The organism is Stenotrophomonas sp. NPDC077420, from assembly GCF_044543385.1.
GTDB lineage: Bacteria > Pseudomonadota > Gammaproteobacteria > Xanthomonadales > Xanthomonadaceae > Stenotrophomonas.
The window spans coordinates 171,456-188,595 of sequence record NZ_JBITVZ010000008.1 but is presented as its reverse complement, the minus strand read 5'-3'; the positions used below and the strand labels follow the sequence as shown (position 1 = coordinate 188,595).

Below are 17,140 nucleotides of genomic sequence, written 5' to 3'. Positions count from 1 at the left end.
TCGGCCTCAGCGCCTTCCTCCGTGTGCCCCGACGTTTCCGTCGTTGCGAGCCGCCCATTATAGCCGGCAAATCCGCTTCGTCAACACCTTTTTTCAAGGCCGTTTCGCCGTAGCGAACCGTTGTTGCCGATGCTGCTTCGTCGTTGCGACCCGAAGGTCTTTTCGTCGAAGCGAGCCGCCTATTATGTCAGGCTTTTCGTTTCCGTCAACACCTTCTTTCGAAGGATGTTGCCGCCGCTTTGGCTTGGTGTTCACCGGGGTGAAGACCGCGTCGCAGCGAGGGAGCGAATACTAAAGACTTCTCGAAATTCGTCAAGCGCTTTTTTCAATTCGTACCGACACACGCCCGGTACCTGCCGTGTGTGGGCACAGCGCCAACGGCGATGCGCAGCACGCGCGTTGCGCGTGCTGCGCAGGGCTGCCAACAATGCAGCTTCTTGTCGTCAGGGAAGCATGCGTCATGTCTGCGGTTGCCAAGCGTTCGTTGTTGCGCGATCTCTCATTGCCCGCCGTGGTCGCCGGCTTCATTACCGTGCTGGTGGGCTTTGCCAGTTCCGCGGTGATCGTCTTCCAGGCCGCACAGGCGGTCGGTGCAACGCAGGCGCAGATCGCATCGTGGATGTGGGCGTTGGGCCTGGGCATGGGCGTGACCTGTATCGGGCTGTCCCTTCGCTACCGCGTGCCGGTGGTGACGGCATGGTCGACCCCGGGTGCGGCGATGCTGGTAGTGGGGACGGGCGCGGTGGCGTACAGCGATGCCATCGGGGCGTTCGTACTTGCCGCAGTGCTGGGCATGCTGGCCGGCTTCTCCGGTGTGTTCGCCAAGCTCATGCGACGCGTGCCGATGGCACTGGCCGCCGGGATGCTGGCCGGGGTGTTGCTGCGCTTCGGGCTGGAGGTGTTCGTCTCCATGGGTACGCAGCTGGGCATGGCGCTGGCGATGTTCGCCACCTGGCTGGTGGGGCGCCGGCTGTTCCCCCGCTACGCGGTGATCGCCACACTGCTGGTGGGCGTGGGCGTTGCCGCCGCCCAGGGCCTGCTGCATGCCGAACAGCTGCGGCTGGAACTGGCGGTGCCGGTGTTCACCTGGCCGACCCTGTCCTGGCCGGCGGTGTTCGGCATCGCCCTGCCCCTGTTCGTGGTCACCATGGCCTCGCAGAACATTCCCGGCGTCGCGGTGATCCGTGCCTCCGGATACGACACCCCCATCTCCCCGGTGATCGGCTGGATCGGCGTGGTCAATACGGTATTGGCGCCCTTTGGTGCCTATGGGCTCAACCTGGCGGCGATCACGGCGGCCATCTGCATGGGTCGCGAGGCGCATGAGGATCCTGCGCGGCGTTACACCGCCGCCGTGGCCGCCGGTGCCTTCTATATCGTGGTGGGCCTGTTCGGGGCGACGGTGGCTGCCGTGTTCGCCGCCTTCCCGAAGGAACTGGTGGCCTGCGTGGCCGGCATCGCGTTGTTCGGCACCATCGCCAACAGCCTGGCGATGGCCCTGCGCGAGGAAGCCGACCGCGAGGCGGCACTGGTCACCTTCCTGGTGACCGCCTCGGGGTTGTCGCTGGCCGGGATCGGGTCGGCGTTCTGGGGCCTGGTGGCCGGCGGAATCTGCCTGGTGGCATTGCGGCCACGGGATGGAGGGTGATGCCGGGTGACAGAGCCCGGCTCTGCGTTACCGGCGCGGTGGATTACAGGGGCCTGGTTGCCAGGGTCTGCTGGAGCACGTGGCGTGCGCCAGGGGCCAGGGTGATGACATCCGGGCCGGCGTTGGCCGCTTCCAGGCACACGTAATTGCGCCACCCTGCCCCGACGTCGGCCATCTTCGCCGCGCCGGCTTCACCCGGGTTCCAGGCAACCAGCGAGCGGCTGCCCTGGGTGGTGATCTCGATGCTGCGCTTCAGCCCCGGGTCCTTCAGCACGTAACGGCCGCCTGCCTGGGTATAGATGCGGTCGCTGCGGCCGGGGTCGCGAGGGTCGTTGAGTGACCAGTCGCCCTGCTGGGTGCGCGCGGCCGCGTAATTCTCGAACTTGTCCAGGTAGGTAAGGCCGTCCAGCCCGGACACGCTGACCTGCATCGCATCGCTCACCCGGAAGTAGTTGTGCAGGGCCTGGCTGAAGGTGACCGGCTGGCGGCCGGTGTTCTCGGTGGTCAGGCGCTGTTCCAGCGTGCGGCCGATGCGCAGCTGCATGCGCAGGCGCAGGTCCAGGTTCTCCAGCACCGGCGGGGCCAGGGTCAGCACGACGCTGCCGTCGGCGTCGCGCTGGGCGCTCTGCAGGGTCCAGGGCACGTTGCGTACGAAGCCGTGCGACGGCACGTCACCGCCCTGCCCCTGCCTGCCGAAGTAGGGCCAGCACACCGGGCTGCCGCCGCGGATCGGGGTGGGCAGGGGCTGCGCGGTGGGCGACAGCCACAACACGTCCTGGCCGCCCTTGGGAATGAACGACAGCAGCTGGCCGCCGAACACCGAGATCGCGGCGGTGGCCAGGGGTGTCTCCACCTTCCAGGCCGGGAAGCCGTGGAAGTCGACGATGCTCAGCCCCTCCAGCGTCGGCAGCGCGGCGCTGGGCGCGGTCGGCGACTGCACCAGGCGGGCATGGTTGGAGGGCAGGGAGAACACGGTGCTGTCGGGCATGGCAGTGGTGGGCTTGGGGAGAGGGGGCGCGCTGCGCAGCGCGGTCAGGATGCGCAGGCCGGCACGGCCATCGGGATCGGGCCAGCCCAGCGCCTGCTGTTCGGCCTGGAGGGCGCGCCGGGTCGCGGTGCCCACCATGCCGTCGGCAGCACCGATGTCGTGCCCGCGGGCGAGCAGCAGGGTCTGCAGCTCGCGCCGCTCGGTGCGGCCGATGCCGGGGTCGTCGGTGGGCCAGGCCGCCACGATGCCGGGGCCGCCACGCAGGCGGTCGGCCAGGGTGGCAATGGCCAGCGCATAGCTCTCGGCGGCGTTGTAGGCGTAGATCGCGTCGTAGTTGCGGAACACCAGCCAGGCCGGGCCCTGGGCCCCGGTCGGCAGCAGCAGCGCCGCGTTGGCGTCGTCGGGCAGGCCGGCAGGAGCGAGCGCGCCGCCGGCGATCGGGACGATGCCCTGCGCGCGCCAGGCCGACAGCGGCTTGCGGTTGGTGCGACCGGCCTGGCTGGCATTGAAGCCTGCGGGAATCGTTACCTCGATGCCCCACGGCTGGCCGGTGCGCCAGCCGGCCTGCTTGAGATAGTTGGCGGTGGACGCCAGTGCGTCGGGAATGCTGGCGACCAGGTCGCGGCGGCCATCGCCGTCGCCGTCCACGGCGATGCGCGCGTAGGTGGAGGGCATGAACTGGGTATGCCCGAACGCACCGGCCCAGGAACCGGTCAGGCCATCGGCGCTCAGATCGCCGGCATCCAGCAGCTTGAGCAGTGCCAGCAGCTCGCCGCGGAAGAAAGGCTGGCGGCGGCCATTGCAGGACAGGGTGGCCAGCGACTGCAGCAACGGGCGCTTGCCGAACACGCGACCGTAGTCGCTCTCCACGCCCCATACCGCCACGATGGTGGCTGGATCGACGCCGTACTGCGCTGACACGGCCGCCAGCAGGTCGCGGTGCTGGAGCAGGCGTGCCCGGCCATCGTCCACCCGCTGGGTGTCGACCAGTGCGGCCAGGTAATCCCACAGTGGCGTGGTGAACTCCGGCTGCGCATCCAGAAGCGGCAGTACGCTCAGGTCCGGAACAAGCCCGGCGGTGAGCCGGGTGAACCCGGCCGCGCTGACGCCCTGTTTGAGCGCCTGCGGCTGCAGCGTGGCCAGGCAGCGATCGAAGTCATCCTGCGGCGCGGCGACAACCGGGGCGCTGGCCAGCCAGAGCGCGCCGAGCAGACAGCCTGTGAAAGGCCTCATTGGCGGTGATCCTTGCAGCCACGTGGACCTGCATCATAGCGGCAAGCCGCGCGGTTCAGGCCCGTTGCAGCAGGCGCAGGCCAAACGCGGGGTCGGTCGCATCCCACTGCATGCGCACCTTCAGGCCCGCCTCGGCGATGAGTGCGGCGAAGCTTGCCTCGGTGTACTTGTGGCTGTACTCGACGGTCATCGCTTCGCCTTCGGCAAAGTCGAAGCGGCGGCCGTCGACGTGCACGCTCTGGGCCCGACGGCTGACCAGTTCGGTTTCGATGCGCAGGCGCGGCACGCTGTACCGGGCGCGATGCTCGAAGCCGTCGAGGTCGAAATCACTGCCGATTTCGCGGTTCAGGCGACGCAGCAGGTTGAGGGTGAACGCGGCGGTGACCCCGGCGGCATCGTTGTAGGCCGCCTCGATCAACGCCGGGTCCTTGTGCAGGTCGATGCCGATCAAGGCCATGCCATTGCCGCCCATGGTCTGGCGCATGGCATCGAGCAGCGCCACCGCGTCGTCGTGGGCGAAGTTGCCCAGCGTGGAGCCCGGGAAGAACAGCAGCCGCCGCGCCGGCTCGCGCTGGGGTTCGGGCAGCTCGACCGGGCGGGTGAAGTCGGCGCAGACCGGCAGCATCTCGATCTCCGGCAGCGCTTCGGCCAGGCGCGCCACGCTGTCGAGCAGGGCCGCGCGCGAGATCTCGATGGGGGTGTAGGCGACCGGGTCAGGCAGCGCGTGCAGCAGCAGCTCGGTCTTGCGGCCGCTGCCGCTGCCCAGTTCGACCACGTGCAGGCGGGCACCGACCGCGCGCGCGATCTCGGCCGACACCTGCTGCAGCAGGTGCAGTTCGGTGCGCGTGGGGTAGTACTCGGGCTGGCGGGTGATCTGTTCGAACAGCTGCGAGCCGCGTGCGTCGTAGAAATACTTGGACGGCAACTGGCGCGGGTGCTGCGACAGGCCATGCAGGATATCGGCGGTGATCCGCGCGCGATCGGGTTGCAGGTCGGTCAACGCATCCAGGGCATCACTGACGGTACTCATGCGGCGTCCTTGGCCAGGCGCAGGCCGGCGAACTGCCAGCGCGCCGACGGTGCGAAGAAATTGCGGTAGCTGGGGCGGATGTGGTCGGCCGGGGTAGCGCAGCTGCCCCCGCGCAGCACCCACTGGCCGCACATGAACTTGCCGTTGTATTCGCCGAGGTTGCCCTCGAACGTACGGAAGCCGGGATAGGCGCCGTAGGCGCTGCTGGTCCATTCCCAGACATCGCCGAACAACTGCGACAGGGGGCCGTGCGCGGCCTCCTCGCGTGGCGCGGCCGGGTGCAGCGCGTCGTCATCGGCGAAATTGCCCACCAGGGGCGCACCGGCGGCCGCGGCTTCCCACTCGAATTCGGTCGGCAGCCGTGCACCGGCCCAGCGCGCATAGGCGTCGGCCTCGAAATAGCTGAGGTGGCAGACGGGGGCGTCGGGATCGAGCGGGCGCCAGCCGGCCAGCGTGAACTCGCGGTCGAGCGCCTCGTTCCAGTACAGCGGGTGCTGCCAGTGCTCCTGTTGGCACAGGGTCCAGCCTTCGCTCATCCAGTGGCGCGGTTCACGGTAGCCGCCGGCCTCGACGAACTGGCGGAACTCGGCGTTGCTGACCGGGCGGCTGGCCAGCGCGTGCGCGGGCACCAGCGCGCGGTGCACCGGCGATTCGTTGTCGTAGGCGAAGTCGGGATGGGCGGGCCAGGCCGGCGCACCGATCTCGATGATCTGCTCGTCGCGGGTGATCCAGGCCAGCGGTGAGGCGGTACCGCCCGGGTGGGCCAGATCGTCGCGGTAGGCCGGTTGCAGCGGATTGCACCACAGCGCGTGCTTGATGTCGGTGAGCAGCAGCTCCTGGTGCTGCTGTTCGTGGTGCAGCCCCAACACCAGCTGGCGTCGCGCCTGTTCGTCCAGGGTGTCGGCCTGCAGCGCGGCGATCACGCGCTGGTCGACCACGCTGCGGAACTGCAGCACCTCGTCCAGCGAAGGGCGCGAGAGCAGTCCCCGTTGCGGGCGCGCATGCGCCGGGCCGATGCTCTGGTAATAGCTGTTGAACAGGTAATGCCAGTCTGCGTCGAACGGCGCGTACCCCGGCAGCGATGCGAGCACGAAGCGCTCGAAGAACCAGGTGGTGTGGGCCAGGTGCCATTTGGTGGGGCTGGCGTCGGGCATGCTCTGCACCATGGCATCTTCGGCACTGAGCGGCGCGGCCAACGCCACGCTGCGGGCACGCACCTTGGCGTAGCGGGCGGCCAGCGCGGTAGCGGCGGCAGCGGTTCGGGGTGGGGCAGCGACGGCGTTCATCGCAGGAAGGATCACGGAGCGCGGGTGAGCGCGACGTCATGGCCCGGCGCACATCGTGTTACGCGACCGAAGTTGAATGGGCGGACGCCGCGTGGCCGCCGGGTTTCAGGGGAGCGCGTCCAGATAGAACCAGCGCCCGTCCTGGCGGACGAAGCGGCTGTGTTCCTGCATCTTTAACGCGCTGCCGCCGCCGATCCGGTAGCGGGCGGTGAAGCGGACCTGGGCATGGTCGGCATCGGACTGCGTGTGCTCATGCACGGTCAGCCCCAGCCAACGCGTGCGTTGGCCGGCGGGCTCGTCCAGCGACAGGGCCTCGGGACGGGTGTCGGGGTGCCAGGTGGCCAGCAGGTAGTCGGGCAGCAGGCGCACGTAGGCGCTGTAGCGCGAGCGCATCAGGGCGTCGGCGTCGGGCGCGGCGTCGCCGGCATGGAGGCGGCCGCAACAGGCGGCGTAAGGCTGCGGGTGCCCGCAGGGGCAGGGATCGGGGATGGCCATGGGGCATTATGGCGCCGGAACGGAAGGCAGCCGACCACCGGTCGGCGTTACCGGGGTGTGCGCGAGGATCGTGCGGGCGTGGCCCGGTGCTGTCCCGAGGCGTATGCTGGCGCGCTTTCCGCCGTGATGCGCTGCCGTGTTCGAGCTGCTTCCCCCTGAACTGTTGTGGTTGGTGGCGATCGCCTTCATCGCCGGACTGGTCGATGCCGCCGTGGGGGGCGGTGGGCTGGTGCAGTTGCCCGGGCTGTTCACCGTGCTGCCGCAGCAGGCGCCGGCGATGCTGTTCGGCACCAACAAGTTCAGTTCGATGTTCGGCACTGCGGCGGCGGCCTTCCGCTACGCGCGCAATGTGCGCTTTCCCTGGCGGCCGGTGCTGTTCGCGGCGGCCACGGCCTTCGTGTTCTCGTTCGCCGGCGCCACGGCGGTCAGCCTGCTGCCCAAGGACGCGGTGCGACCGCTGGTGCTGGTGCTGCTGGTGGCGATGCTGGGCTACACGCTGTGGAAGAAGGACTTCGGCGCGCTGCACCGGCCGCGCGAGGTCGGCCGCCGGGAACTGGCCATCGCGTTGGCGATCGGTGCGGTGATCGGCTTCTACGACGGCTTCTTCGGCCCCGGTACCGGCAGCTTCCTGATCTTCCTGTTCGTGCGGTTCTTCGGGCTGGATTTCCTGCGCGCCTCCGCCGCCTCGAAGGTGGTCAACCTGGCCACAAACGTGGCCGCGATCTCGTTCTTCGTGCCGACCGGCAACATCCTGTGGCTGTTCGCCATCCCCATGGCCACCGCCAACATCGTCGGTTCGGTGGTGGGGACCCGGCTGGCGCTGCGCGGCGGTACGCCGTTCATCCGCAAGCTGTTCGTGGGCCTGGTGGTGGTGCTGATCGCGCGGATGGCGTGGGACACCTTCAAGGGCTAGCGTCGTCGGCCTGGCGGGTGCGTTCGGGAAGCTTCAGGCGCTTGCCTTCTTCGTCGTACTCGATCAGCAGCACGCCCGAATCGTGGCGACCGCTGATTTCAACGAAGCAGGCGCCACCGATGAACGGCTCCAGGGTCATCACCGACTTCAGCGGCGTGGCCACCACCATCTGGAAGCCGAAGTTCTCGAAGATGTTCATCGCCAGCGCGGTGAACTCGTTGTCGGCCTTGTCGAAGGCCTCGTCGAGCACCACCGCGGCGTAGCTGGGCAGCTGGCTGTCGGCGCCGCCCAGCTGGTAGCGCAGCGCGGCGGCCAGGCAGGTAGTGGCCAGCTTCTGCCGCTGGCCACCGGACTTGCCGGCGCCGCTGCGGTAGATTTCGACCTGCTGGCGGGTGGCCGCGTCCAGTTCCACGCCGATGAATTCCACGTGCAGGCGGACGTCGAGCACGTTCTCGCGCCAGCGCTTGTCCTCACCCTCCTGCGAGCCCAGCCGCTTGACCAGTTCGCGCAGTACCGCGAACTGGGCTTCGGCCACGTCGCGCTCTTCGGTCTGGTGCTGGGCGAGCACGTCGCGCAGCTGCAGGTGGAACTCCAGCACTTCGGGCAGTCGACGGTCGCTGAGCTCGATGGTCAGCAGGGTGCCGCGGTTGAACGGCACCTGTTCCAGCGAGGCGTTGACCTCGTCCAGGCGCTGGCCGATCGACTTGCGGGCTTCGGCGCTGTGCCGCTGCAGCGCCAGCAGGTTGTTCTTGCTCTGGTTCTGCAGCAGGTCGAAGAACCGTTCTTCGTGCTGCGGCAGGCCATCGCGCTCAAGGCGCTCCAGGCGCGCGAGGAAATCGTCGGCCGAGGCCACCGAGGCGGTGAAGTCGCCCGATTCTTCCGGCCAGGCCTGGGCGAAGCGACGGAAGCAGGCCACCAGCTGCGATTCGACGCGGTGCACGTCCTGCTGCGAGGCGGCCAGGCTTTCGTTGATGCCCTTGCTGATCTCGCGCATGTGCGCTTCCAGCGTTTCCAGGCTGAGCCCGCCCAGGGTGTCCAGGCGCTTCTGCAGCCCGGCCTCCTGGGTGGCGCCGAGCGCGGGCAGTACCAGCGCGCGGCTGCGCTGGCGCTGCGCCTCGAGCTTGTCGCGTTCGCGCGAGAGCTGCGCCAGTTCGACCCGGGTGTCTTCATAGGTGCGCCGCGACTGCGCGATGTCGCCACGCGCGTGGTCGATCTGCCGGGCCAGGCGGGCCAGGTCGGCATTGCCTTCCTTCAGCTGGTGCAGCGCCGAGGCGATGTCCTGCAGGCGCTGGCTGGCGGTGCCGACGTCCACTTCTTCCCAGACGTAGTTCACCAGTTGGTGGCAGGCCAGGCGACGATCATTGTCGAGGTCGCGCTGGCCGCGCAGCCGGGCCACGTCCTGGTCGCACTCGGCGATGCGCTGCGCCAGTTCCTGCGCCTCGCGCCGGAACAGCGCCAGCTTGTCCTGGTTGTTGAAGCCGAGCAGCCAACGGCGCTTGTCGCCGATGGCGTTGCGGTCATCCTTCTCGAAGCGGTCGCCGGGGTGCTTGACCTGGCCTTCGCGCGAGATGCCGCGATCGACGTCGCGCAGCTGGCGGGCGTCCACGCACTCATAGTCGTAGCGTTTGCCCAGTTCGCGGCGCAGCCACGGTTCGAACACGCTGTCGCGCAGTTCCAGCTTGTGCAGCAGCGAGCGTGCCGACGGCGCGCGGGCCATGGCATCGTCGTTGCGGCGGACGCGGTAGTAGGTCAGGCGCATGCCGAGCTGGGTGCGGTTCACCCAGGCGTTGACCTCGTTGTAGTGCTTGTCCTCCACCAGCAGCGACTGCGCGAAGCCGAACAGCACGCGCTCGATCGCCCCCTGCCAGGCGCCCTCTTCCGGGCGGACCTGGATCAGCTCGCCGACGAACGGCAGCGCCGCCTCGGGTACGCCGGTTTCCTCGGCCAGGCGGCTGCGCAGCTTCTGCAGCGGCGCGGGGATGCTGGACGGCGTGCGCTCCATCGCCTCGAGTTCGGCGCGGACCTCGGTGAAGCGGCGCGCATCGTCCTGCTTGCCGGCCTGGCGTTCGGTGATGGCGTCGTCCAGCGCGGCGGCGGCCTGCTGGCGATTGTCCAGTTCATGCTGGGCGCGACTGATCAGCTGGGCAAAGCCATGGGCGTCGTCAGGCACGGTTTCCTGCAGCTTGGCGGCGGCCTGGCCGGCCTGGTCGCGCTTGGCCTGGCGGCGATCGCGTTCGGCCTGCGCGCGGCCCTGTTCGCGCTCCAGCTCTTCGATGCGTTCGCCACCCTGCTGCCGACGCTGCAGTTCCAGTTCGGCCAGGTGCTCTTCGTGGTTGGCCAGCGCCTGGCGGCGCTGGGTCTCTTCGCCCTGCAGGCCACGGTGCTGGATGTCGATGTCCTGCAGGCGCTTCTCCAACAGCCGCTGCAGGCGCGATTCGCGGAAGCTGTCCAGTCCGAGCTTGAGCGTTTCCTCGTCGGCACGCTGCAGGTTCATCGCCTTCAGTTCAGCGTGCAGCGCGCGCGCGGGCAGCAGCGTTTCCACCTGGCGCCGGGCGGTGACCACCGAGGTGTGCGCACCGTCGAGTTCGGCGAAGTCGCTGACCAGGCGCTCGGCGGCGTCGAAGGTCTTCGGCGTGTCCAGCATGAAGTCGCGCAGGAAGACGTTGAGATCGCCCAGGTTCTTGGCCGACTGCGTCTTGTGCAGCAGGCGCAGCGCCATCTCGTTGTCGATGCCCAGCAGATGGCGGAAGCGCTCGGCGTAGCCGGTGAAGCTGTCGAAGTGATGGACATCGGCCAGCCGCTGCTTGAGCCTGCGCAGGTCCAGGTCGAAGCCACCCAGATCCCTGGCAATGTCGAACGGGCGCTCGGCGATCAGGTAGTGCTTGCGTACATCGGCAGCGGCAGCGCCGTTGCCGGCGATCCAGAACAACCGCACCAGGCTGACCACGCGGCCATCGCCGGCGCGGTACTCCAGCACCACGGCGGTCCAGGTGGCGCCCTTGCGCAGGTACTGCGTGGCGATTTCGCCGGTGCCCCGGTCCTGCTGGTCGGCCCAGGCGCCGCGCACGTAGGACACCAGGTTGCGGTCGCGCCCGCTGCGTTCGGCTTCACGCGCGGCAGCGTTGAAGTCGACGATCGAGGGCGGCACCAGCATGGCCGACATGGCGTCGAGCAGGGTCGACTTGCCCGAGCCCGAGCGGCCCACGAACAGGAAGCCGCGCTCGGCGATCGGCACTTCGGTCAGGCCGTTGAAGGTGCCCCAGTTGTGGACCTGCAGGCGGCGCATGCGGAACTGCTGCAAGCGGGGGTCCGGCAGTCCCTCGGTGAACAGGGCGGGGGTTTGCTTGGAAATGGCCATGCGGTATCGGTCGTTCCGTTCAGGCGTTGGCCGCCGGGGTTTCGCGCAGCTGGCGGTAGACCGCCGACAGCGCCGAAACATCTTCGGCGGAGAACAGCAGCTTCAAGGCCGGCGACACTTCGTGCCGGTCCTCCTGGCCCGCCAGGCGGGTCAGGATGTGGTTTTCCTTCATCTTCTGCACCGCGGCGGCGACGCGGCGGTTGAAGCCGGCGCGGTCGGTGGAGAGGTTCTTCTCGTAGATCGCCAGCGCTTCGGCCATCTCGTTGTCGGCAACCACGGCGCGGGTGCCGCGCGCGTCGGCCTCGGCAAGCTGCTGGCGCAGGTACAGCAGCAGCACCGAGTCGATGAAGGTCAACGGCGAGCTGCGCAGCAGCACCGGCGCCTCGATGTCTTCGGTGTCGGCCTGGCGGGTGAAGGCCACGCCGCTGTCGCGGTCCAGCACCAGCTCCAGGAACAGGTCGGCCAGCGCCGAACGGATCGCGGTTTCGCTGCGGATCAGCGCCGGCCACAGCTTGGCATGGCGCAGCTGGTCGATGCTGGGGCCGATCAGCAGCTGGCACAGCGCGCGGCGCGCATCCAGCGGCAGGCGGCCGGTGTCGCCCATGTAGAACACGTCGCTGTTGCGGCGCGGCAGCGGGGTCACCACCACCGGCTCGGCGTCGAGCTCGTCGACGGCGCCTTCCACCGGTGCAGCGTCGTGGGTATCTTCATGCCAGCTCATGGCGTTTCTCCTGGGTGAACCAAACCAGCGGAATACGGGCCCGCCGCCATTGCCCATCGCCACCACGCCAATGCGCGGTTTCCTGTTCGCCCTCGACCACCTGGCCGTGGCGGGTGCCCAGCGACAGGTAGCCGATCACGCTGCCCAGGCCCTGCGGCGCTTCGCGCTGCGACAGGGCCTCGGCGATGCTCAGTTTCGGCTGCAGCGCCAGCAGCTCGTGCAGGTCGCGACGCAGGCTGCGGAAATCGATTTCCGACGATGCCACCAGGTCGCCAACGCTTTCCAGGCTGATGCTGGCCGCGTCGTTGCGCTGCACGCTGCCATCGACCTGGGCGCTGCGCGGATCGTGCAGCTTCCACTGGCTCCACGAGCGCAGGCGGCTGGTGGTCAGCTGCAGGTCGCGGCCGATCGCGCGCTGGGCGGAGAAGTCGTCGCGCAGCGCCAGTGCTTCGGACTGCGCCTGTTTGAGCAGCTGGGTCAGCCGACGCTGCTCGAGGTACCCCCGGCTCTGCACGAAGCCGCGCAGGCTGCGCGCGAAGTGCTGCAGCACGTCGTGGACTTGGCCGCCGCGTTCGAGCATGGTGCCGGTGAAGCCGCGCAGGAAGGCGCGCTCGTTGCGGTCCAGCTTGCGCGCAAAGCCCCGCGCCAGCACCGCTTCCAGCGCGGCGTCGAGCTGGGCGCTCTGTTCGGCGTCGTTGAGCAGGCGCCAGAACGCCTGGAAGCTGCGCCCGGCATCGCTGTCGCCGATCACGTCCACGCCTTCGAACAGGCGCGAAAGCACGTCGCCGCGCTCGCTCTCGTCGTCGATGATGCGTTCGCGGAATTCGCGGTTGAGGCGCTCGAAGTCGTCGCGGACCCGGCGGAAGTCCTCGGTGAGGTCATCGGCCAGGCCGATGATCTGGCGCGCGCGTTCCAGCGCGCGCTTGCCGTCCAGGGCGACCACGCGGCCAGTGCCGACCCGCGCGATCTCCGCGTCGATGCGGTCGCGCTCGTCGCGCAGCGCCGACAGCCGGGCATCCGGGTCAGATTCGGTCTGCGCGGCCAGCTGCGACAGCTGTTCGATCACCAGCGCCAGGCGGCTTTCGGTGGCGGCGACGCGGGCCTGTTCCAGGCTGTCGGCGAAGCGGATCGCCTGCAGCGCCTGGGTGGAGAGTTCGTACTGCTCCTGCTGGGCGCCCTCGGGCAGGCGTCGCTCCAGCCAGCCTTGGGCCAGCCAGTGGGCGATGTAAGCCTGGGCGGTGCGCGGCAGCTCGCGCGACAGCTCCTCGCCGTTGAGCTGGTCCAGCGCGCGCTGCAGGCGGTCGTGCAGGACCGCCGAGGCCAGGGTGCGCTCGCCGTCCATCAGCAGGCTCTGCAGCAGGCCGATGATTTCCGGGGCATTGGCGGCGGCCAGCAGCTTCCACTGGGGCTGGTCGCGCAGGGTGCGGTAACGGGTGATGCGTTCGCGGTGCTTCATGCAGCCAGGACATCCGGAAGTACACCGCGCGGCCGTGCGCCGCGCAGCAGGAAGGCGGTCGGCCCGGTGCCGACGCACCGGGCATGCGGCAGGTTCAGCGCTTGCCGCCCACTTCGATGAAGCGCAGGAACTCGGCGCGGGTACGCGCGTCTTCGCGGAAGCTGCCGAGCATCTTGGACGTCACCATGCTGACCCCGCGCTTGTGGATGCCGCGGGTGGTCATGCACTCGTGCGCGCCTTCCACCACCACGCCCACGCCGATCGGCTGCAGCACGTCCTGGATGCACTGGGCGATCTGCGCGGTCATCTTTTCCTGGACCTGGAAGCGGCGGGCATAGGCTTCGACCACGCGGGCCAGCTTGCTGATGCCCACCACCTTGCCGGCCGGCAGGTAGCCAACGTGGACGCGGCCGATGATCGGCGCCATGTGGTGTTCGCAGTGGCTTTCGTACTCGATGTCGCGCAGCACGATCAGCTCGTCATAGCCGGCCACCTCTTCGAAGGTCCGCTCCATGTAGGCGCGCGGGTCGTCGCGATAGCCGCTGAACCAGTCGCCATAGGCTTCGGCCACGCGCCGCGGGGTGTCCAGCAGGCCTTCCCGGGTGGGGTCTTCACCGGCCCAGCGCAGCAGCGTGCGTACCGCCGATTCAGCATCGGCCTGGGTCACCGGGGTCGCGTCGTTGTCTTTCTTGCTCATTACATACAGCACCCGAAGGGGGGCGAGCATCGTACCCGACAGAGCCCATGAACGTCCCGCGCCACCCGCGGGCCGGCACCCCTGGAAGGCGTCGTTGGGCCGCCGTTGGGCCAAGGGTATTGATAGGAAGGAAATTAGTAGTATCCTATCTATTACATGAAACGCGCCCTTGACGAACGTACCCAGCTGCAGATGCAGCTCAGCTCCGGCCTGCTCCATTCCGGGCGGCAGTGGCAGCGCCTGGCCGACCAGGCGCTGGGCAGCTATGGCATTTCTGCCGCCTGCACCATGCCCCTGCTGCTGATCGGCCGCGCGGGCGGTGGCATCCGCCAGGTCGCCCTGGCCCAGCTGCTGGGCATGGAAGGCCCCTCGCTGGTGCGCCTGCTGGACAAGCTTTCGGCCAGCGACCTGGTCCGCCGCGAATGCGACGCCAGCGACCGCCGCGCCAACCTGCTGTGGCTGACCGACAAGGGCGAGGCCCTGGTCAGCGAGCTGGAAGCGGCGCTCATCGGCCTGCGCCAGGAAGTATTCGGCCAGTTGAGCGACGACGAGCTGCGCACCGTGCTGAAGCTGTGGCAGCTGCTCGCCGACGCCTCCGACCGGGTGACGTAAACCACTGCCGCGTTCCTGCCCCGGTGCCGCCCTGCGGCGCCGGGATGCCCCCTTTCCGCCCTCCCCTGCGAAACCCCCGCCCCGATGTACGGTGAATTCAGTCTCTATGGTGTGTTCGTCCCGACCCTGCTTGGGCTGATGCTGCTGGCGTACCTGCTCAAGAGCGGGCTGCGCCTGGTCCTGCAGCGCACCGGCGCCTACCGCCACATCTGGCACCCCGCCCTGTTCAACCTGGCCGTGTACGTGATCGTCCTCGGTGGGTTGTTTTCCCTGATGCGTTGGATGCAATCGTGAACAAGATCCTCAAGCACACCTTCCCGGTCGTCCTGACCGTGGTCGCCGTCATCGCCGCGCTGCTGGTGCTGCGCCACCTGTGGTCGTACTACATGGACGAGCCGTGGACCCGCGATGCGCACGTCAGCGCCGACGTGGTCCAGGTCGCCCCGGACGTGTCCGGGCTGGTGGAAGCGGTGAAGGTGGCCGACAACCAGCCGGTGAAGCGTGGCGAGGTGCTGTTCGTGGTCGACCGGGCCCGCTACCAGATCGCGCTGGAACAGGCACAGGCGGCGCTGGGCGAGCGCCGCGCCACCCTGGAGCAGCTGCGCCGGGAGATCAAACGCGATCGCAGCCTGCAGGACCTGGTGGCGGCCGAGGATGCCGAAGTGCGCCGGGCCAAGCTGCAGGCCGCGCAGGCGTCCACCGCCACGGCGCAGGCGGCGGTGGACCTGGCCCGGCTCAACCTGGCCCGGACCGAGGTGCGAAGCCCAAGCGATGGCCACGTCAATGACCGCACGGTGCGCGCGGGCGATTACGTCACCGCCGGCCGCCCGGTCATGGCGGTGCTGGACACCGGCTCCTTCCGCGTGGATGGCTACTTCGAGGAAACCCGCCTGCGCGGCGTGCATGCCGGGCAGAAGGTCGACATCCGTCTGATGGGCGAGGCGCAGCCGCTGCAGGGCCACGTGCAGAGCATTGCCGCCGGCATCGAGGACCGTTACCGCAGCGAAGGTTCCAGCCTGCTGCCGAACGTGACCCCGGCCTTCGACTGGGTGCGGCTGGCCCAGCGCATCCCGGTGCGGATCCACATCGACCGCGTGCCCACCGGCGTGAACCTGATTGCCGGACGCACCGCCACGGTCACCATCGAACCGGACACCGCCACCCCCACGCCGGCGCAACCGGCACGGGCGGCGCTGTGAACCGGCCGGCCCTGCACCGCATCGGCGCCGTGCTGGCGCTCGCCGGCAGCCTGGCGGCATGCCGCACGGTCGGCCCTGATTACGCGGTACCGGCCAGCGCGGCGTTCCAGCGCCCGGACGCCAATGCCGCCTTCATCGACACCGGCAACCCCCAGGTGGCGCCCGGCGCCCCGCTGCCGTCACGCTGGTGGGAGCTGTACCAGGACGCCACGCTCAACGGGCTGGTCGAACAGGCGCTGCGCGACAACGTGGAACTGAAAGTGGCCGACGCCAACCTGCGTCGTGCCGCCGCCGTGTACGAGCAGGCGCTGGACGCGGGTGGCGTTGAGTACGAGGCCGAGGCCGGGGTGAGTCGTGCGCAGCTGTCGGCCGAGTCGTTCCTGCTCGAGCACGAGCTGCCGCCGATCAACCTGGCCGATGGCAAGTTCGCCGTGTCCTACCAGTTCGACCTGTTCGGCAAGCTCAAGCGCGCCGCCGAAGCCTCGCGTGCCGACGAACAGGCCACCGCCGCCGCGATGGACCTGGCGCGGGTGTCGCTGGTGGCGCAGGTGGCCGGCAGCTATGTGGAGATCTGCCACGCCAACCACGAGCTGCAGGTGGCCGAGCATTCGCTGCAGCTGCAGCAGCGCAGCCGCGAGGTGACCCAGCGGCTGATCCATGCCGGGCGTGGCACGCCGCCGGAGCTGGCCCGGGCCAACGCGCAGGTGGCGATGCTGGAAGCGGCGTTGCCGCCGCTGCGCGCCCAGCGCCAGGCCTCGGAATATCAACTGGCTGCCCTGCTGGGGCGTACGCCGGGCCAGCTGCCCGGCGGCGTCGCTGACTGCCACCAGGCCCCGGCCCTGGCCCAGCCGCTGCCGGTAGGCGATGGCCGCGCGCTGCTGCAGCGCCGCCCCGACATCCGCCAGGCCGAACGCAAGCTGGCCGCAGCCACCGCGCGGATCGGCGTGGCCACCGCCGAGCTGTATCCGGACATCCGCCTGGGCGCCTCGCTCGGCGCGGCCGGGCTGCTTGCCGATTTCGGCGAGCCGCTGACCCAGCAATGGTCGATCGGTCCGCTGATCTCCTGGACGCTGCCCTCCTCCGGCACCCATGCCCGCATCCACGCCACCGAAGCCGGCGCCGATGCGGCGCTGGCCGAATTCGACCACAGCGTGCTGCAGGCGCTGCGCGAAACCCAGACCGCGCTCAGCCGCTACGCGCACGACCTGCAGCGCCTGCAGTCGCTGCAGCAGGCGCAGGCCCAGGCCGCGCTGGCCGCCGAGCAGAACCGCCGGCTGTACCAGGGCGGGCGCACGCCGTACCTGTCCAGCCTGGACGCGGACCGCACCCTGGTCTCGGCCGATGCCACGCTCGCGCAACAGCAGGCGCAGGTCTCGCGCGACCAGATCCAGCTGTTCCTGGTCCTAGGCGGCGGCTGGAACGCCGACGCGGTGGCACCGGCGCCCGCACCGACGGTAGTGCCGACGGTAGTGCCGACTGTTAGTCGGCATGAATAACCCAAACC

At 69.3% G+C, this 17,140-nt stretch carries 14 protein-coding genes; 6 read left to right on the top strand and 8 right to left on the bottom strand.

All coding sequences use genetic code 11. The features are described 5' to 3' along the window. Window positions 1–460: 460 nt before the first annotated feature. Window positions 461–1,648, top strand: coding sequence for a benzoate/H(+) symporter BenE family transporter (locus tag ACIGII_RS10325; protein ID WP_399637436.1), 1,188 nt, complete (start codon window positions 461–463; stop codon window positions 1,646–1,648). Window positions 1,649–1,691: 43 nt separating this feature from the next. Here the strand turns inward: ACIGII_RS10325 and ACIGII_RS10320 are convergent, their stop codons facing one another. The 4 genes from ACIGII_RS10320 to ACIGII_RS10305 form a co-directional block, all read right to left on the bottom strand. Beyond that, a complete protein-coding gene (locus ACIGII_RS10320) occupies window positions 1,692–3,869 on the bottom strand; it encodes a lytic murein transglycosylase (protein WP_399637433.1) in 2,178 nt (725 codons plus the stop codon). A 55-nt stretch (window positions 3,870–3,924) separates the two neighbouring features. Beyond that, window positions 3,925–4,899, bottom strand: a complete 975-nt coding sequence (egtD, locus tag ACIGII_RS10315) for an L-histidine N(alpha)-methyltransferase (RefSeq protein WP_399637431.1) — start codon at window positions 4,897–4,899, stop codon at window positions 3,925–3,927. Beyond that, window positions 4,896–6,185 (bottom strand): ergothioneine biosynthesis protein EgtB, encoded by a 1,290-nt coding sequence (gene egtB / locus ACIGII_RS10310; protein WP_399637428.1) that lies wholly within the window; start codon window positions 6,183–6,185, stop codon window positions 4,896–4,898. Before egtB ends, egtD begins: the two co-directional genes overlap by 4 nt. A gap of 105 nt (window positions 6,186–6,290) precedes the next feature. Further along, window positions 6,291–6,680 (bottom strand): YchJ family metal-binding protein, encoded by a 390-nt coding sequence (locus ACIGII_RS10305; RefSeq protein WP_399637426.1) that lies wholly within the window; start codon window positions 6,678–6,680, stop codon window positions 6,291–6,293. A 136-nt stretch (window positions 6,681–6,816) separates the two neighbouring features. On the opposite strand from ACIGII_RS10305, the gene ACIGII_RS10300 reads away from it, so the two are divergent. Further along, on the top strand, window positions 6,817–7,593 hold the full coding sequence (locus ACIGII_RS10300) for a sulfite exporter TauE/SafE family protein (RefSeq protein WP_399637423.1): 777 nt from the start codon (window positions 6,817–6,819) through the stop codon (window positions 7,591–7,593). On the opposite strand, the gene ACIGII_RS10295 is transcribed toward ACIGII_RS10300, so the two are convergent. The 4 genes from ACIGII_RS10295 to folE all read right to left on the bottom strand — a co-directional run bounded on the left by ACIGII_RS10295 (window position 7,583) and on the right by folE (window position 13,825). Beyond that, window positions 7,583–10,951, bottom strand: coding sequence for an ATP-binding protein (locus ACIGII_RS10295; protein WP_399637420.1), 3,369 nt, complete (start codon window positions 10,949–10,951; stop codon window positions 7,583–7,585). The genes ACIGII_RS10300 and ACIGII_RS10295 overlap by 11 nt on opposite strands. 19 nt (window positions 10,952–10,970) lie before the next feature. Further along, window positions 10,971–11,672, bottom strand: coding sequence for a DUF4194 domain-containing protein (locus tag ACIGII_RS10290; protein WP_399637418.1), 702 nt, complete (start codon window positions 11,670–11,672; stop codon window positions 10,971–10,973). Beyond that, the gene (locus ACIGII_RS10285; protein ID WP_399637415.1) at window positions 11,659–13,128 is read right to left on the bottom strand and encodes a DUF3375 domain-containing protein; all 1,470 of its coding nucleotides are present in this window, start codon (window positions 13,126–13,128) and stop codon (window positions 11,659–11,661) included. The genes ACIGII_RS10290 and ACIGII_RS10285 overlap by 14 nt, the downstream gene beginning before the upstream one ends. Window positions 13,129–13,222: 94 nt before the next feature. After that, window positions 13,223–13,825, bottom strand: coding sequence for a GTP cyclohydrolase I FolE (gene folE, locus ACIGII_RS10280; protein ID WP_314105569.1), 603 nt, complete (start codon window positions 13,823–13,825; stop codon window positions 13,223–13,225). Window positions 13,826–13,981: 156 nt separating this feature from the next. Between folE and ACIGII_RS10275 the strand changes: the two genes are divergently transcribed. The 4 genes from ACIGII_RS10275 (at window position 13,982) to ACIGII_RS10260 (ending at window position 17,132) form a co-directional block, all read left to right on the top strand. Continuing rightward, window positions 13,982–14,437, top strand: a complete 456-nt coding sequence (locus ACIGII_RS10275) for a MarR family winged helix-turn-helix transcriptional regulator (protein ID WP_399637413.1) — start codon at window positions 13,982–13,984, stop codon at window positions 14,435–14,437. A gap of 84 nt (window positions 14,438–14,521) precedes the next feature. After that, entirely contained in the window at window positions 14,522–14,731 is a 210-nt protein-coding gene (locus ACIGII_RS10270) for a DUF1656 domain-containing protein (protein ID WP_017354740.1), read from the top strand. Continuing rightward, entirely contained in the window at window positions 14,728–15,636 is a 909-nt protein-coding gene (locus ACIGII_RS10265) for an efflux RND transporter periplasmic adaptor subunit (RefSeq protein ID WP_399637410.1), read from the top strand. The genes ACIGII_RS10270 and ACIGII_RS10265 overlap by 4 nt, the downstream gene beginning before the upstream one ends. Then, the gene (locus ACIGII_RS10260; protein ID WP_399637407.1) at window positions 15,633–17,132 is read left to right on the top strand and encodes an efflux transporter outer membrane subunit; all 1,500 of its coding nucleotides are present in this window, start codon (window positions 15,633–15,635) and stop codon (window positions 17,130–17,132) included. Before ACIGII_RS10265 ends, ACIGII_RS10260 begins: the two co-directional genes overlap by 4 nt. The last annotated feature ends 8 nt before the right edge of the window (window positions 17,133–17,140 follow it).

What these genes read in the sequence shown, in the direction of transcription:
- ACIGII_RS10305 (WP_399637426.1), bottom strand. Translation starts at nt 6,680, where the DNA reads ATGGCCATCCCCGATCCCTGCCCCTGCGGGCACCCGCAGCCTTACGCC.
- ACIGII_RS10325 (WP_399637436.1), top strand. Translation starts at nt 461, where the DNA reads ATGTCTGCGGTTGCCAAGCGTTCGTTGTTGCGCGATCTCTCATTGCCC.
- ACIGII_RS10270 (WP_017354740.1), top strand. Translation starts at nt 14,522, where the DNA reads ATGTACGGTGAATTCAGTCTCTATGGTGTGTTCGTCCCGACCCTGCTT.
- ACIGII_RS10275 (WP_399637413.1), top strand. Translation starts at nt 13,982, where the DNA reads ATGAAACGCGCCCTTGACGAACGTACCCAGCTGCAGATGCAGCTCAGC.
- egtD (WP_399637431.1), bottom strand. Translation starts at nt 4,899, where the DNA reads ATGAGTACCGTCAGTGATGCCCTGGATGCGTTGACCGACCTGCAACCC.
- folE (WP_314105569.1), bottom strand. Translation starts at nt 13,825, where the DNA reads ATGAGCAAGAAAGACAACGACGCGACCCCGGTGACCCAGGCCGATGCT.
- egtB (WP_399637428.1), bottom strand. Translation starts at nt 6,185, where the DNA reads ATGAACGCCGTCGCTGCCCCACCCCGAACCGCTGCCGCCGCTACCGCG.
- ACIGII_RS10285 (WP_399637415.1), bottom strand. Translation starts at nt 13,128, where the DNA reads ATGAAGCACCGCGAACGCATCACCCGTTACCGCACCCTGCGCGACCAG.
- ACIGII_RS10295 (WP_399637420.1), bottom strand. Translation starts at nt 10,951, where the DNA reads ATGGCCATTTCCAAGCAAACCCCCGCCCTGTTCACCGAGGGACTGCCG.
- ACIGII_RS10290 (WP_399637418.1), bottom strand. Translation starts at nt 11,672, where the DNA reads ATGAGCTGGCATGAAGATACCCACGACGCTGCACCGGTGGAAGGCGCC.
- ACIGII_RS10320 (WP_399637433.1), bottom strand. Translation starts at nt 3,869, where the DNA reads ATGAGGCCTTTCACAGGCTGTCTGCTCGGCGCGCTCTGGCTGGCCAGC.